Source organism: Streptomyces lateritius (genome assembly GCF_014649715.1).
Taxonomy (GTDB): Bacteria; Actinomycetota; Actinomycetes; order Streptomycetales; family Streptomycetaceae; genus Streptomyces; species Streptomyces lateritius.
Map to the genome: position 1 here is coordinate 81454 of NZ_BMTO01000005.1, position 14415 is coordinate 95868.

16 protein-coding genes are annotated in these 14415 nt (G+C 71.2%); 7 read left to right on the forward strand and 9 right to left on the reverse strand.

The features are described from left to right. Positions 1-69 precede the first annotated feature (69 nt). The 3 genes from IE136_RS11465 to IE136_RS11475 all read left to right on the forward strand — a co-directional run bounded on the left by IE136_RS11465 (position 70) and on the right by IE136_RS11475 (position 1212). Positions 70-504 (forward strand): ATP-binding protein, encoded by a 435-nt coding sequence (locus IE136_RS11465; RefSeq protein ID WP_189600264.1) that lies wholly within the window; start codon positions 70-72, stop codon positions 502-504. A gap of 23 nt (positions 505-527) precedes the next feature. Further along, positions 528-674: a hypothetical protein gene (locus IE136_RS11470; RefSeq protein ID WP_158984603.1), complete on the forward strand. Its 147-nt coding sequence runs from the start codon at positions 528-530 to the stop codon at positions 672-674. Between the two features lie 70 nt (positions 675-744). Then, on the forward strand, positions 745-1212 hold the full coding sequence (locus IE136_RS11475) for a MarR family winged helix-turn-helix transcriptional regulator (RefSeq protein WP_189600265.1): 468 nt from the start codon (positions 745-747) through the stop codon (positions 1210-1212). 68 nt (positions 1213-1280) lie between these two features. Here the strand turns inward: IE136_RS11475 and IE136_RS11480 are convergent, their stop codons facing one another. From IE136_RS11480 to IE136_RS11520, 9 genes are all read right to left on the reverse strand, one after another. Then, positions 1281-1682, reverse strand: coding sequence for a ChaB family protein (locus IE136_RS11480; RefSeq protein ID WP_158984599.1), 402 nt, complete (start codon positions 1680-1682; stop codon positions 1281-1283). A gap of 3 nt (positions 1683-1685) precedes the next feature. Continuing rightward, positions 1686-2375: a phosphoribosyltransferase gene (locus tag IE136_RS11485; protein WP_189600266.1), complete on the reverse strand. Its 690-nt coding sequence runs from the start codon at positions 2373-2375 to the stop codon at positions 1686-1688. A gap of 88 nt (positions 2376-2463) precedes the next feature. Beyond that, positions 2464-3135 (reverse strand): dienelactone hydrolase family protein, encoded by a 672-nt coding sequence (locus IE136_RS11490; protein WP_189600267.1) that lies wholly within the window; start codon positions 3133-3135, stop codon positions 2464-2466. A gap of 429 nt (positions 3136-3564) precedes the next feature. Next, positions 3565-4191, reverse strand: a complete 627-nt coding sequence (locus IE136_RS11495) for a hypothetical protein (protein WP_158984593.1) — start codon at positions 4189-4191, stop codon at positions 3565-3567. A gap of 38 nt (positions 4192-4229) precedes the next feature. Then, positions 4230-5324 carry a baeRF3 domain-containing protein gene (locus IE136_RS11500; RefSeq protein WP_189600268.1) on the reverse strand — a complete coding sequence of 365 codons (1095 nt, stop codon included), beginning with the start codon at positions 5322-5324 and terminating at the stop codon, positions 4230-4232. Positions 5325-5571: 247 nt separating this feature from the next. Then, on the reverse strand, positions 5572-7017 hold the full coding sequence (locus IE136_RS11505; RefSeq protein ID WP_158984589.1) for a glyceraldehyde-3-phosphate dehydrogenase: 1446 nt from the start codon (positions 7015-7017) through the stop codon (positions 5572-5574). Between the two features lie 82 nt (positions 7018-7099). Beyond that, positions 7100-8365: a mannosyltransferase family protein gene (locus IE136_RS11510; protein WP_158984587.1), complete on the reverse strand. Its 1266-nt coding sequence runs from the start codon at positions 8363-8365 to the stop codon at positions 7100-7102. 92 nt (positions 8366-8457) lie between these two features. Continuing rightward, positions 8458-8931, reverse strand: coding sequence for a hypothetical protein (locus IE136_RS11515; RefSeq protein ID WP_189600269.1), 474 nt, complete (start codon positions 8929-8931; stop codon positions 8458-8460). Beyond that, complete coding sequence (locus tag IE136_RS11520) at positions 8924-9421, reverse strand: SigE family RNA polymerase sigma factor (RefSeq protein ID WP_158984583.1); 498 nt, start codon at positions 9419-9421, stop codon at positions 8924-8926. Before IE136_RS11520 ends, IE136_RS11515 begins: the two co-directional genes overlap by 8 nt. 640 nt (positions 9422-10061) lie before the next feature. Here IE136_RS11520 and IE136_RS11525 point away from each other — a divergent pair. The 4 genes from IE136_RS11525 (at position 10062) to IE136_RS11540 (ending at position 14409) form a co-directional block, all read left to right on the forward strand. Next, positions 10062-11561: a globin domain-containing protein gene (locus IE136_RS11525; RefSeq protein ID WP_189600270.1), complete on the forward strand. Its 1500-nt coding sequence runs from the start codon at positions 10062-10064 to the stop codon at positions 11559-11561. Between the two features lie 53 nt (positions 11562-11614). After that, the gene (locus IE136_RS11530; protein ID WP_158993967.1) at positions 11615-12376 is read left to right on the forward strand and encodes a pyridoxamine 5'-phosphate oxidase family protein; all 762 of its coding nucleotides are present in this window, start codon (positions 11615-11617) and stop codon (positions 12374-12376) included. A gap of 302 nt (positions 12377-12678) precedes the next feature. Then, entirely contained in the window at positions 12679-12882 is a 204-nt protein-coding gene (locus IE136_RS11535) for a cold-shock protein (protein ID WP_142215547.1), read from the forward strand. Between the two features lie 87 nt (positions 12883-12969). Continuing rightward, positions 12970-14409, forward strand: a complete 1440-nt coding sequence (locus IE136_RS11540) for a DEAD/DEAH box helicase (RefSeq protein WP_158984581.1) — start codon at positions 12970-12972, stop codon at positions 14407-14409. Positions 14410-14415: the final 6 nt, after the last annotated feature.

Genomic DNA, 14415 nt, shown 5'->3' on the forward strand with positions numbered 1-14415 from the left:
AATGTGCGAAGTGGGGAAAATGCGTAGGACGAGGCGGGACGCAGGATGCCGCGTGGGGAAGGAGAGGCGATGACGGACGTGATCGCCAGGGACAGCGTGACGCGACGGCCCGCGCTGTCCGCGAGGGTCGACTTCGAGGGCGGGGTCGGTATGATCGCGGCGTCCCGGGACTTCACCGCCGACTTCCTCGCCGCCTCGCCGAACGCGGGGCGCGGGCCGCTGGCAGAGGACCGCATCGATGTCGCGCGCCTGGTGGTCAGTGAGCTGGTGACCAATGTCGTACGACACGCCCCCGGGCCCTGCCGGCTCGAACTCGCCCTCCATCCGGCCGTGTTGGAGATCCGCGTCCACGACGCGCGACCGGTCCCTCCCGTGGCCCGGCCTCAGGACCCGAACAGGATCGGACAGCACGGAATGGAGATCGTGCTCGCGGTGTGCACCCGGGTCGACATCGAGGCGACGCCCCACGGCAAACGGGTACGGGCCAGAGTCCCCCTGTCCTGACGGGCGCACCGCCGCCGGTCGAGGTGCTCGCGTTCGACACGGCGGATCCGGCGCTGCGCGGCGGAATCGGGATGCCCCGCGTCGACAACGAGACCGGTACGTGGATGACGCTCGACCACCTCGCCGAACTCGTCGAAGGAAGCACGGCCAACCCTGTTGACCCCAAGTGAACTTGAGGTTCTACGTTGATCGCGTTGCAACGTTGCGGCGTCGAGGCGATCGGCCGAAGGGGTACGGAGCATGGAGATCAAGGAATTCTCGCCGGAGGAAGTGGCCGCTCAGCCGGTCGCGTACTGGACCGGTCTCGCCTACGAGGAGATCATCGGCTTCATCCGGGCACGCCAGGCCGAGCTCGGATTCACCCAGCCGCAGTACTGGATGCTCCGGCACCTGTCGCGGAACGACGTCTCGGCGGACGGGCGCGGCATGACCGTGGGGGAGCTGGTGGAGGTCATGAAGACGTACCTCCGTCCGGAGGACGACCCGGCGGCGGAGGCCGCGACGCTGCTGGAGCGGGGCTGGGTCACGCGGGACGACGACGGCCGATTGTGGATCACCGAGGCGGGCGACGCCGCTCGCGCGGACCTCAAGACGCACGCGCCGGTCTGGCGCGACCGGATCCACGAGGGAGTCGACGACGCCGACTACGCGACGACGCTCAACGTGCTGCGCCGCATGATGCACAACGTCGGCAGTCCGCTGGTGTGAGTAACGGTCGCGAGAGACACGGGGACGCGCGGCGCCCGCGCGCCGCGCGTCCCATCGAAAGGGCCCAGTCAGGAACGGGCCTTGCGGGTCCGTGAACGGTTCTCCTTGCGGATCGCCTCCAGCAGCTCCGACCTGCTCATCCTCGACCGGCCGTCGATCTCCAGACGCTGGGCCAGCTCGTACAGATGCTGCTTGGTGGCCTGCTCGTCCACTCCCTCGCCACTCGGGGCCGGCTGCTCCCGGGGCGTCGCGGCGCGCGCGTCCGAAGGTCCCTTGCGGCCGTGCTCCTTGCGCTCCCAGTGGTCGGCGACCTTCTCGTACTTGTGTTTGAGCGCGCTGAAGGCCACTCGATGCGCGCGTTCACCCTCGCCGTACTGATCCACGGCCGAGTCGTGGGCCTTGATCCACGTGCGCTGCGCGTCCTCGGGCGAGCGCTCCAGCGTCGAAGGCAGTTCTTCGCGTCCTGGCATGGTTCACCTCCGATGGGATGCCGGGCGGGTTCCCGGGCCGCTCCGGACGAAACCGGGGTCGCGCAGTGTGGCGATCACCTCGTCGTCGGAGACCTGCGCGAATTCCTCGTACCACTCGCCCACCGACCGGAAGGAATTCGGCCGGAAGAGGCACACGACGTCGTCGGCGTCCCGCCTGATCGTCTCCGCGGCGTCCGGCGCGCAGACCGGCACGGCCAGGATCAGCCGCGCCGGGCGGCGGGACCGCAGGTGGCGCAGGGCGGCACGCGCCGTGACGCCGGTGGCGAGCCCGTCGTCGACGAGGATCACCGTGCGGCCCTCGACGGCGGGCGGGGGGCGGCCCTCGCGGTAGAGGGCTTCGCGGCGGTGCAGCTCGGCCCGCTCGCGGGCCACGTCGGAGGCGAGCTCGTCCTCGGCCAGTCCGAGCATCTGCAGGGCCCGCCTGTCGTAGACCGGGGGATCCTCGCCCGCGATCGCCCCGATACCGAATTCCGAATGGCGGGGCGCGCCGATCTTGCGGGCCACGAGCACGTCCAGCGGCACGCCGAGCGTGCGGGCGACCTCCGCGGCGACGGGCACGCCGCCCCGCGGAAGTGCCAGCACGATCACGTCGGTGCCGTCGTTGTCGGCCGCCCGGTCGAGGAGCAGGCGGGCGAGTTCCTCACCCGCCTGCTGGTGGTCGTGGAAGCGCATCTGGGGTCCTCCTCGCGAACGGACGTGAGCCCGGCCCCGGGGTGGTGACGGAACTGCTGTCACGGCCGGTCGGCACCGTCCGGTGGGATCACGGCCCTCGGCGCGACGGCTCCTCGCGGGGGCCCGGCCGCAGGAACCACTCCCGGGCCGCCGCGGCGACCGCCTCCAGGGCTCCGGGCTCCTCGAACAGGTGCGTCGCCCCGGGGACGACGTGCAGCCGGTGCGGAGCGCTCAGCCGCGCGGCCGCCTCCCGGTTCATCTCCAGGACCTGTGTGTCCTCGCCGCCCACGATGAGGAGGACCGGTGCACGGACCCGGCTCAGCACGTCACCGGCCAGATCGGGCCGGCCGCCGCGGGACACGACGGACCGGACAGGGCCGGGCCGCTCGGCCGCCGCCACCAGCGCGGCCGCGGCTCCGGTGCTCGCGCCGAAGAGCGTTACGGGGAGCCGCGCCGTGGCCGGCTGTTCGCCGAGCCAGTCGATCGCCGACACCAGCCGCCGTCCCAGCAGTCCGATGTCGAAGCGATGCCGGGCCGTCACCACGTCCACCTGCTCCTCCCGCGCGGTCAGCAGGTCCATCAGCAGCGTGCCGAGCCCCACGTCCTGGAGGGAGGCGGCCACCGCTCTGTTACGCGGGCTGTGCCGCGAGCTGCCGCTGCCGTGGGCGAAGAGCACCACCGCCGCTGCCTCTGGTGGAAGCACCAGGTCACCTGCGATCGCCGATCCGTCGGCGGGTATGGAAACCGCTTGCGAGGTCACCGTCATCCTCTCCTTCCCGGCGCGGGAACCGGCGCGGACAGGGGCGAGGCATCCACCGCAGTGCAGATATCCCTCAGATCGCCCGTTATGCGTGAAAAGCTCCAGGATTCAGAGCCCGCCGTACAGCCGCATATCAGAACAAAAAGTCCAGATCAGACTAGATTCCCGTCTCGGTGGGCCGACGACCGAAACCGGCGCTGGGCCAGATCCCGTCCACGACTCCGTCCGGCCCTTAGCCGGCTTCCGGCGGACCGAGCCGTCTACGAGGTACGCCATGACCCACGCGGACACGAGTGACGACACCGCCACCGAGGGAGCCACGCCCGCGGTCGAGCTGCATGACCTGCCCCCTGATCCGGGACGCCGTCCACTTCTGACGCCGGCTTCTGATGCCGACCTGACACCGGCTCCTTACACCGAATCCGGACGTCAGTAGCGCTGCGCCTTGGTCAGTCGGGGCGTGAGAATGGGCTCGGCCGGTTGGCGGCTGATGACCAGCGGCTGGGCCCGTTCGCCAGGGGCCAGGTCCTCCGCACCCACGAACTGGGTCTCGACGACCTTCCCCGAGTCGTCGATGAAGTCGACCTGAGCCGCGTAGGAAGCCGTCGCGTCCGTCTTGTTGGTGATGCTGACGACGGCGGTCAGTCTGCCGCCGGTCTCGGCGCGCGGCTTGCCGGTCATCGACACCTCGCCCACCGCGTTGCCCCGCCCCTGGACGTTCTTCAAGGCGTCCTCGGCCGCCTTCCGGGACCGTTCGACGTCGGCGCCGATCGACGCCTTGCGCGACGCCTCCCGCGCCGAGGCCGAGGCCGCCGCGGAGGAGGCCGACGCCTTCGCCGACTCGATCGCGGCCTGCGCCGAGGAGGCGACGGACGACGGCAGGACGCCGGAGAACGAGGCCGTGTCGGGCGCCGTGGGCCGATCGGTGAATGTCGGACCGGTGTTCGCGTCTCCGTCCGTACCGCACGAGACCAGGCCGGCCGCGCCGAGCCCGCCGAGAACGACAGCGGCCGCCGCGGTCACCAGTCGCACGCCTCGCGACGATGATCTGTTCATGGGGTGTGTCCTCCGTCGTGGAGTGGTGCCATCGGGTGTCAGTAGCGGAGGACGCCGGCGATGCGCCCCATGCCGGAGAGCGTGTCGTCCCGTACGAACCGGACGTCGGCGCCGGTCTCCAGCGCCCGCTCGACGATCTCGTCCACGATGTCGTCCCGCGCGTCGAGATCCTCCGGGTCGGCGGGATCCAGGTGGTCACCGTAGTCGCGCACGACGGTCCGGTAGTGCTCCTCGACCGCCAGCAGCCGCAGCCGGCCCTCGTTCGCGGCCTCCCGGACCTCGTCGAGGCCGGCCGCGTACTCCCGCCTGCCCCGCGCGGCGTCGAGCTCCGCCAGGACGGTGGTGACCAGTGCCGTCTGCCTCGCGGTACGCAGCGGCTCGACGGCCTCGTGGACCGCCGTGGCGGGGCCCCGCGCCAGGCCGCCGCGCTGGATGGTCGTGGTGTCCACGTGCGGCGAACCGTTCGATTCCAGCAGGGAGAGTGCGGCGGCCTCGCCGATCACGTACAGCGGTCGTGGGTCGGCGCTCAGCACCGCCCGCAGCGCGTCCAGCGCCTCCCGCAGGAACTGACGGGTCTGTTCGTCCCGGAACGTGCTCGGCACGTCCCCGACGCGCTCCCGGCGCTCCGCGTCCGGGACCTCCAGGGTGCGGGCCAGCGGGAAGCCGCCTTCGGTGTACTCGGTGGCCCGTTCGGCGTTGCCGCTCCACAGCGACACCCGGTCGGCCGCCACGGCCATGGCCCAGTACGGCTGTTCGGCGGCCTGGGCGGACACGAGATTGCGGGTGAGGAAGGTGTCGGCGACGACGACGCGCTCCGGAACGTCGCGGGCCACCGTCCACACATGGTGCTCACCCGGGGCGGCGTAGATCACCAGCCCTTCCTCGGCGTGCGCGAGATCGATCTCCGCCACGGCCCGCTCCAACTGGCCGAGCACGTCGGCGCGGCGCTCCTTCGTGACCGCGGGGTCCTCCTGGAGCGCCCTCTCCGCCCTGGCCAGGAGATTCCTCAGCCGTAGGGCGTCCTGAGCGTTGTCGGGCTCGCGCCGGTGGGTGGGCATCACCAGCGACAGGGCCGGGTGGGGGCGGGGCCGACGGAGCTCCGCGAGCACGTCCGTACTGAGCGCAGGCTGCATGGAACGGGGCCTTTCCACGGGCGGGTGAGCGCGGCGTGGCCGCACTCCGAGCCGTCGGCGCGCTCCGTACGACCGCTCTGCATGCCACAACTCGCCATGATTGCCCGAAATACACCCTTTCGCGAGTGGAGGACGCGAAAGCGCCGGCGCACGAGAACGGCGGGTGGCGGTGGGGGCGACCGTATGCCTCTCGGCATCGGTCACCGTCCACCGCCACCCGCCGGACGTGGTCGGACGTCGGTCGTGATCAGACCGTCGGAACCGGGAACGTCGGGTACTCGACACCCGAGACGTGCTGGACGACGCGGATGACCTGGCAGGAGTAGCCGAACTCGTTGTCGTACCAGAGGTACAGGATCGCGTTGTCGCCGTCGACCTTGGTCGCGCCGGCGTCGACGATCGAGGCGTGGCGCGAGCCGACGAAGTCCATGGAGACGGCGTCGGGGGCGGTCGTGAAGTCGATCTGGCGCTTCAGCGGCGAGTGCAGGGAGACGTCGCGGAGGTAGTCGAGGACCTCCTCGCGCGTGGTCTCGCGGCCCAGGCGCAGGCTGAGGATCGCGATCGAGACGTCCGGAACGGGGACGCGGATCGAGCTGCCGGTGATCGGCGCCTTCAGGTCGGGCAGCGCCTTGGCGACCGCGGAGGCCGCACCGGTCTCCGTGATGACCATGTTCAGCGGCGCGGAGCGCCCGCGGCGGTCGGCCTTGTGGTAATTGTCCAGCAGGTTCTGGTCGTTGGTGAACGAGTGGACGGTCTCCACGTGGCCGCGCAGCACGCCGTACTCGTCGTCCATGGCCTTCAGCGGCGGGACGATCGCGTTGGTGGTGCAGGAGGCGCAGGACAGGATCTGCTCGTCCGGCTTGATCGTGTCGTGGTTGACGCCGTGGACGATGTTCGGGACGTCGCCCTTGCCCGGGGCCGTCAGGACGACCTTGTCGATACCGGGGCGCAGATGCTTCGAAAGCCCCTCGCGGTCGCGCCACTTGCCCGTGTTGTCGATGAGGATGGCGTCCTTGATGCCGTACGCCGTGTAGTCGACCTCGGACGGGTCGTTGGCGTAGATCACCTTGATGGTGTTGCCGTTGGCGACGATCGTGCTCGTCGCCTCGTCCACGGTGATCGTGCCCTGGAACTGGCCGTGGATCGAGTCGCGGCGCAGCAGCGAGGCGCGCTTGACCAGATCCGCCTCGCCGCCGCCCCGGACGACGATGGCGCGCAGCCGCAGTCCGTTGCCGGAGCCGGCCTTCTCGATGAGGAGGCGGGCGACGAGCCGGCCGATGCGGCCGAAGCCGTAGAGGACGACGTCGCGTCCCTCGCGGCGCTCGATCTTGTTGGCGCCCGTGGCGCCGGCGACGGCCTCGGCCGTGAAGTCGGCGACCGACAGACCGCGGTCGTCGGTCTTGTACGTCGCGGCGAGCATGCCGATGTCGATCTGGGAGGGGCCGAGATCGAGCGTGGTCAGAGCCTGCAGGAAGGGCAGCGTCTCGGTGACCGACAGTTCCTCACCGGCTATCTGCCGGGCGAATCGGTGGGTCTTGAGGATGCTGACCACCGACTTGTTCACCAGGGAGCGGCTGTGGAGCAGGACGGTGACGTCGTGCTCCCGGTGCAGCTTCCCGACGATCGGGATCATCGACTCCGCGATCTCCTCGCGGGTCTTCCAGTTCGTGAACGAGTCCTCATTGACAGTCACAAGTTTATCTTTCGAGCTAGGCGGCGCTCATATGCTAACCCCCCGCCGGAACGATCCTTCAAACGGCCTCCGGCATCGCGCGCTACCCCGCCCAGCGGCCCGAAAGGAAGGCGACGGCGTAGATCATCGACACGGGCACGGTGAGGCAGAGGTAGACGGCGGTGAACCGCCGGCTCGTACGGGCGCGGTGGGCGAGGGCGATCCACAGCGGCCACCACAGCAGGGTGGCCCGCGGGATCGACGTGTACCAGTACGACGTGCCGAGCGCCCACAGCGTGAGGGCGAGGTAGAGCGCCTCGGGCAGGCGGCGCCACCGGATCAGGAACCCGAGGAGGACCAGGCCGACGAGCATCGCGACCAGTTCCGCCTGGAACATCAAGGCGTACGGCGTGGACTGCGACTGGCTGAAGGCCGCCTCCCAGGTGTGGGACCAGGCCTCCCACGGGGCGTGGAAGTCGCGGTACCAGCCGCGTTCCTGTGCGTGCTTCCAGGCCATCCAGTCGCCGGTGTGGGCGTGGAGGTACCAGGTGTAGAGGCCCGCCGGCACGGCCGGCAGCGCGAGCCATGGCGCCTTGCGCCACGATCGGCGGTCGGCGCGCGCGGCGATCAGGAAGTGCAGGGCGACGGCCGCCGCGAGGAAAAGACCGCTCACCCGGACCGTCGTCGCCAGCGCCGTCAGGGTTGCCGCGAGGGCCCAGTCGTGGCGCTGGGCCGCGAGCCACGCCGGCAGCGCCAGTGCCAGGAACAGCGCCTCCGTGTAGCCGGCGGCGAGGAATGTCCCGCACGGGGAGACGAGCAGGAAGAGGACGGCACGGCGGCCGACGTGGGTGTCGGGGACGTGATGCCGGGCGATCCGCGACAGCGCGACGACCGCCACCGCCCCGGCGAGCAGCGAGATCAGCAGCCCCGCCGCGGTCCAGTGCGGTACCGCGACGTGCACGGCGCGCAGCACCAGCGGAAAGCCGGGGAAGAACGCCTCACGGTTGTCCCCTCCCGAGGAGCCGGGGGACAGGTCGGCGGGAAAGTATCCGTCCCGCGCGATGTTCAGGTAGTGGCCCCAGTCCCAGCGCTCGAAGGGAGCGAGGACTCCCGGGGTCTCACGGGCCTCCGGGTCGGCCGGGAAGAGCCGGCCGGTGCAGTAGGCGGTGATCCACAGGGCCGCCCGCGTGACCAGGTACAGACAGAGCACCTCGGCGTCGTCGCGCCCCAGTCGAAGAGCGACCCGGACGCGTCCCGCCGGGCGGGGCGGCCCCTTCCGTCGCGCGGGGGTGACCGGCCGCGGCGGCGGAGTGCCGCGGTAGGGGGCCGCACAGGCGGGTTCACGTGTCGGGGGCGGTGAAACCGGCATTCGACGCTCTCTCAGGTGGTCGCGGGCACGCCGGATGACCCCGGTGTGCGCGGGCAGGCGGTGCGGGGCTGGACGTGCGGGTCTCTCGGGGGTCAGGGCCGGGTGGAGACGGCTCCACCCGGAGGCGGCTGCGTGGCGGTCCCGTACGGGCCGCCGGCCGTCGAGGTGCCCGACGCCGGGGGACCCGATGTGGACGCGCCCGACGTCGAGGTGGCGGGCGGCGAGGTCACCGGAGCGTCGGAGCCCGGCGTGCCGCGGTCCGCCGGTGGCGTGGTGAGGGACGGCCGGATCGTCGCGGAGCTGGTGGGCGCCGGTGGCGTGTCCCGGGGAGAGGGGGTCGTGGCGGGGACCACCGGTGTCGGCCGGCCCGTCACCAGGAGGGCCGTCGCCGCGCCGCCGCCGGCGAGGACCAGACATGCCGCCGCCGTGAGGCCGGCCAGGCGGCGTCGCCTGGCGCGCCTGCCCCGATCGGCGATCCGCGCGAACGGCGGGGCGTCCGCGTGAGCCTGACCGGCGTGTGCCGCCTGGTGGAACAGGTGCCGCAACGGGTCGTGGGGCTCAGGCACCAGGGGCCTCCTCAATGCGTGGATCCTGCAAGCGGTGGGCGAGTGCGGCCCGCGCGCGGCTCAGATGCGTTTTGACGGTGCCGGTGGACATGCCGGTCTCGGCGGAGATCTGCTCGACGGTGAGGTCGCACAGATAGTGGAGGGTCACCGCTCTGCGCTGACGGTCGGGCAGCCCGCGCAGGGCGTCCACCAGCGCCACCTCCTCGGGTCCCGGTCCGGCGACCTCCGTCGGGGTGTCCCTGCGCCGCCAGGCCTCGGCCGAGCGCCGCCGGAAACGCCACCGGCTCACCGCGAGCCGCCAGGCCACCGTCCTGATCCAGGCCTCCGGCCGGCCGTCACGGTCCAGTTGCCGTCGCCGGCTCCACCCCCTGACGAACGCCTCCTGGACGACGTCCTGCGCCTCGTGCAGATCGCCCAGCATCATGTACAGCTGCCCGGTCAGGCGGGCGACCGTCTGGGCATAGAACTGTTCGAACTCCTCGACGGTCAACAGCCACTCCTGGATCTCTCTCGCTTCACCCCGCATACGCTCCGCGCAGGGCGTCCGGTTGACACGGGGAGCGAGGAAGCGGCGTGACGCTCGTCACGCCGTGCGGCACGGCGTCCGACACCGCGCGCGACCCGCAGGGCCGCCGCCCGTCAGGCCTGCACCTCGGCCGTCCGTGTGAAAAGAGAACGTGAAGATGGGGGTCGAAAGCTGTGAGGAGGCCGGGGCGGCGGATCGCGGTGAGGGGGTTATTCTTCGGCCGAATCCGCACACATGGGTCCCGAATGCTTTGTGGCATCCCTTGAACCCGTCGGTAACTTCGGTCACCGGCCCGGTCACTGAAGTGCATAGAAGGCCGAATAGCGGGAAAGCGGCCGGGGCCGACCCCCGGGGCATCCCGTTCAGGGTTCAGGCGAGGGGGGTATGGTCGAGCCCGTTCGTACCCCTGTACGTCTGTACGCCTGTCAATGTCCGCGCCCCACTGGCGGCAGGGGTGGCGGCGCGCCAAGTGCCGCGCATACCACGTGCTTTGGGGAGATGGGTGTGAGTTCCTAGGAATTCTGAAAGAGGAAGGCAAATAGGGGCACAGTCGGACTTCGCAGTGCGAAGGGCGACGGAAAGACGTTCGAGGCGAGGCAAACCCATGGATGCTCCGACCAGCGCGTCGGTCGACAAGAGCGGCTCCGGCGGCAGCAAGGCGAGCGGGGGCTGGTTCGGTACGAGTCCGAAAGCCGGTCCGAATCCGAGTCCCGGCCCGAGTGCGCCCCCGTCCCCCGGTCCCGCGGCGAACCCCGGTCCGAGCGAGAGCCCGAGTCCCGTGACGAGCGGGAGACCCGGCCGGACGGGCCAGGAGAACGGTCGAGCGGCGGAGGACCGGATACCCAGCCGCCCCGTGACACCGATACGCCCCGTCGGCACCGGTGCGGAGCGCGGTCGTACGGCACCCCCGTCGCCTCCGCCGCCGTCGCCCAGACCCGACGCCGCTCCGGCCCCCGCACCGGCGCCCACCCCCGAGGACACCTCCGACGCCGCGCTCATCCGCCGCACCATGGCCGAGATCGAGCCCATCGCCGACAAGGTCACCTCGCACTTCTACGCGCTGCTCTTCCTCCAGCACCCCGACCTGCGCGCCCTCTTCCCCGCGGCCATGGACACCCAGCGCGACCGCCTCTTCAAGGCGCTGCTCACCGCCGCCACCCACGTGGACGACCCGGCCACCCTGACCACGTACCTGTCCCACCTCGGGCGCGGACACCGGAAGTACGGCACCCGGCCCGAGCACTACCCGGCCGTCGGCGAATGCCTCCTGGCCGCCCTCGCCCGGTACGCCCCGCAGACGTGGGGCACTCGGACGGAGGCGGCCTGGGTGGGCGCCTACACGGCGATCTCCCAGATCATGATCGACGCCGCCGCCGAGGACGAGCTGCGCGCGCCCGCCTGGTGGGACGCGGAGGTGGTCGCCCATGAGATGCGTACCGCCGACATCGCGGTCGTCACCGTACGGCCCGACCAGCCCTACCCCTTCCTCGCCGGGCAGTACGCCGCCCTGGAGACGCCCTGGTGGCCGCGCGTGTGGCGGAACTACTCCTTCGCCTCCGCCTCCCGCTCCGACGGACTGCTCTCCTTCCACGTCAAGGCCGTTCCGGCGGGCTGGGTCTCCAACGCCCTCGTACACCGGGCCCGACCGGGTGACGTGATCCGGCTGGGTCCCCCCACCGGCTCCATGACGGTGGACCACAGCACCGACAACGGTCTGCTGTGCCTGGGCGGCGGAACCGGCATCGCCCCCATCAAGGCCCTGGTCGAGGACGTGGCCCGGCACGGCCGCCGCCGGCCCGTCCAGGTCTTCTACGGCGCCCGCCGCGACCACGACCTGTACGACATCGACACCATGCTCCGCATGCAGCAGTCGCACCCCTGGCTCTCGGTGCGCCCGGTCGTCGACGAGGGCCCCACGGGCGATCTCTGCGGGCAACTTCCCGAGGCCGTCAGCCAGTACGGCCCCTGGCACTCCTACGACGCGTACCTGTCCGGACCCGCGGCCATGGTCCGCTGCGGCGTGGACACCCTGAGGGGTATCGGCATCCCCTCCCACCGGATACGGCACGACTCCATCGAAGAACTGGTCGGGGCACGGAATTGAGCACATTCGAACAGGTCGGGCACGAGCCGAGGCGGACGGAGGACGACCGGCCCATGCCGCCGGTACGGACCACCCGCCCGGGCAGTGACGGCGAGCACCTCGTCCAGCAGCGCATGGGCACCACCGAACGGGCCGACCGGTTCTACGCCGACCAGGTCCTCGACCGGCTCAACACCCGGATGCGGGAGTTCGTCGCGCGGCAGGAGATGTTCTTCCTCGCGACCGCCGACCGTCACGGCGAGTGCGACAACACCTTCCGGGCGGGGCCGCCCGGCTTCCTCCAGGTCCTGGACGACCTCACCCTCGCGTACCCCGAGTACCGGGGCAACGGCGTGCTGGCGAGCCTCGGCAACATCGAGGAGAACCCCCACGTCGGCATCCTGATGGTCGACTTCCTCCGAGACCGCATCGGACTGCACGTCAACGGCAGGGCACGGATCGTCCCCGACGACGAGATGCGCCGCGCCCACGCGGGGCTGCCGGTGGATCCGGTGCCCGGCCGCCGGGCCCAGGTCTGGGTGGAGGTCACCGTCGAGGAGGCGTACATCCACTGCGCCAAGCACATTCCGCACCTGCAGAGGGTTCCCGTGGGGGAGCGCGGCCGGGCGTGGGGCACGGACGACGTCAAGCGCAAGGGCGGTGACTTCTTCGGCGCCGCGGCCGAGGCGGCCGAGCGGGGCCCGTTCGTCCCGGCGGCGCGCGCGGACGCCGCGGCGTGGCGCGAGGAGGCCGCCAGGGTGCTGGCGAAGGCCGAGGAGCCGAAGGCCGAGGACAAGGCCTTCACCGGCTGGTTCCGCAGAAACGTCCCCGCCTGACCCGCGGGGTGACCACGAGGCGGCGGTCGGGCACCGGCCTGGCGTGCGCCGCGGCGGCGAAAACTCTTCGCGCCGCGGCGCACGCGAAAAGTCGATTTCCGTGCACAGGTGCCCACGGCGTGCTACAGTCGAGATCAGTTGCAGTTGTGGTTCCCAATAAACTTCAAGTGCCTTCGACGATTCGACATCGTCGGGCACTTTTTTGTTTTCAGTACGGTATTTCCGGACGGGGTAATCATCGCGGCGACGCCGGGATTCACACAGTGTGAATTCTGGGGCACTGCCCCGAAGGAGAGTTTGACATGGCTACTGGCACCGTGAAGTGGTTCAACGCGGAAAAGGGCTTCGGCTTCATCGAGCAGGAGGGTGGCGGCCCGGACGTGTTCGCCCACTACTCCAACATCGCCACCTCCGGCTTCCGTGAGCTCCAGGAAGGCCAGAAGGTGAACTTCGACGTCACGCAGGGCCAGAAGGGCCCGCAGGCGGAGAACATCGTTCCTGCCTGACGCTGACGCGTCTTGACGTAGCTGGGGCCCTCACCCATGTGGTGAGGGCCCCGGCTCGTTGCATTTCCCGGCATTCGGAAGGTCACCATGAACAGCTCAGCCCGCACGAACAGCACCCGGCGGCGCGGCCCCGCGCCGAAGGACGAATTCGCGACGCCGGTCAGCCACACCCCGGCCCTGCCGCCGGCCGCGAGCTTCGCCGAGCTGGGCCTGCCGTCCGCGGTGCTGGAGCTGCTCACCCGCCTCGGCGTCGACGAGCCCTTCCCGATCCAGGCGGCCACCCTGCCGAACGCCCTGGCGGGACGCGACGTCCTGGGACGCGGCCGGACCGGATCCGGAAAGACACTCGCCTTCGGGCTTCCGCTGCTCGTCCGCACCGCCGGACGGCGGGCCGAGGCCCGCAAGCCGCTGGCCCTCGTCCTCGTCCCCACCCGCGAACTGGCGCAGCAGGTCACCGACGCGCTCACGCCGTACGCCGGGGTGCTGAGGCTGCGCATGGCCACCGTGGTCGGCGGCATGTCGATCGGAAGGCAGGCCGCCGCGCTGCGCGACGGGGTCGAGATCGTGATCGCGACGCCGGGCCGGCTCATGGATCTCGTCGAGCGCAAGGACTGCCGACTGGAGCGGGTGACCGTCACCGTCCTGGACGAGGCCGACCAGATGGCCGACATGGGCTTCATGCCGCAGGTCACCGCGCTGCTCGACCTGGTGCACCACGAGGGCCAGCGGATGCTGTTCTCCGCCACCCTCGACCGCAATGTCGACCTCCTGGTCGAGCGCTACCTCCACGACCCGGCGGTCCACTCCGTCGACCCCTCGGCCGCCGCCGTCTCCACGATGGAGCACCACGTGCTGCAGGTGCACGGTGCGGACAAGTTCGCCACCGCCACGGAGATCGCCGCCCGCGACGGGCGCGTGATCATGTTCCTGGACACCAAGCACGCCGTCGACCGCTTCACCAAGCACCTCCTCGGCAGCGGCGTACGGGCGGCGGCCCTGCACGGCGGCAAGTCACAGCCCCTGCGCACCCGCACCCTCGACCGCTTCCGGACCGGCGAGGTCACCGTCCTGGTTGCCACCAACGTCGCGGCCCGCGGCATCCACGTCGACGACCTCGACCTCGTCGTCAACGTCGACCCGCCCGCCGACCACAAGGACTACCTGCACCGCGGCGGACGCACCGCCCGCGCCGGCGAGTCCGGCAGCGTCGTCACCCTGGTCCTGCCCGACCAGCGCCGGGACGTGGTCCGGCTCATGGCGGACGCCGGGATCCACGCCCAGGTCACCCAGGTCCGCTCCGGCGAGGCCGAACTCACCCGCATCACCGGCGCCCGCACCCCCTCCGGCGTTCCCGTCGACGGCAGCGCGCCGACCACCGAACGCCCGCCGCGCGGCGGCGCCCCCTTCCGTGGCATCGGAACCGTCCCGGGGCGGCCCGGACGCGCCAAGAACGAGTCCCGCCGGTCCGCCGAAGCCCGCAAGACGGCCGAGGCCCGCCAGGCCGCCCGGATCCGCCGCGGCGCCTGACACGCC

Bases quoted from the DNA above. Each gene is read 5' to 3' on its own strand.
- IE136_RS11510 (WP_158984587.1), bottom strand. From the start codon at position 8,365: ATGCCGGTTTCACCGCCCCCGACACGTGAACCCGCCTGTGCGGCCCCC.
- IE136_RS11540 (WP_158984581.1), top strand. From the start codon at position 12,970: ATGAACAGCTCAGCCCGCACGAACAGCACCCGGCGGCGCGGCCCCGCG.
- IE136_RS11530 (WP_158993967.1), top strand. From the start codon at position 11,615: ATGCCGCCGGTACGGACCACCCGCCCGGGCAGTGACGGCGAGCACCTC.
- IE136_RS11500 (WP_189600268.1), bottom strand. From the start codon at position 5,324: ATGCAGCCTGCGCTCAGTACGGACGTGCTCGCGGAGCTCCGTCGGCCC.
- IE136_RS11495 (WP_158984593.1), bottom strand. From the start codon at position 4,191: ATGAACAGATCATCGTCGCGAGGCGTGCGACTGGTGACCGCGGCGGCC.
- IE136_RS11485 (WP_189600266.1), bottom strand. From the start codon at position 2,375: ATGCGCTTCCACGACCACCAGCAGGCGGGTGAGGAACTCGCCCGCCTG.
- IE136_RS11535 (WP_142215547.1), top strand. From the start codon at position 12,679: ATGGCTACTGGCACCGTGAAGTGGTTCAACGCGGAAAAGGGCTTCGGC.
- IE136_RS11525 (WP_189600270.1), top strand. From the start codon at position 10,062: ATGGATGCTCCGACCAGCGCGTCGGTCGACAAGAGCGGCTCCGGCGGC.
- IE136_RS11480 (WP_158984599.1), bottom strand. From the start codon at position 1,682: ATGCCAGGACGCGAAGAACTGCCTTCGACGCTGGAGCGCTCGCCCGAG.
- IE136_RS11465 (WP_189600264.1), top strand. From the start codon at position 70: ATGACGGACGTGATCGCCAGGGACAGCGTGACGCGACGGCCCGCGCTG.
- IE136_RS11475 (WP_189600265.1), top strand. From the start codon at position 745: ATGGAGATCAAGGAATTCTCGCCGGAGGAAGTGGCCGCTCAGCCGGTC.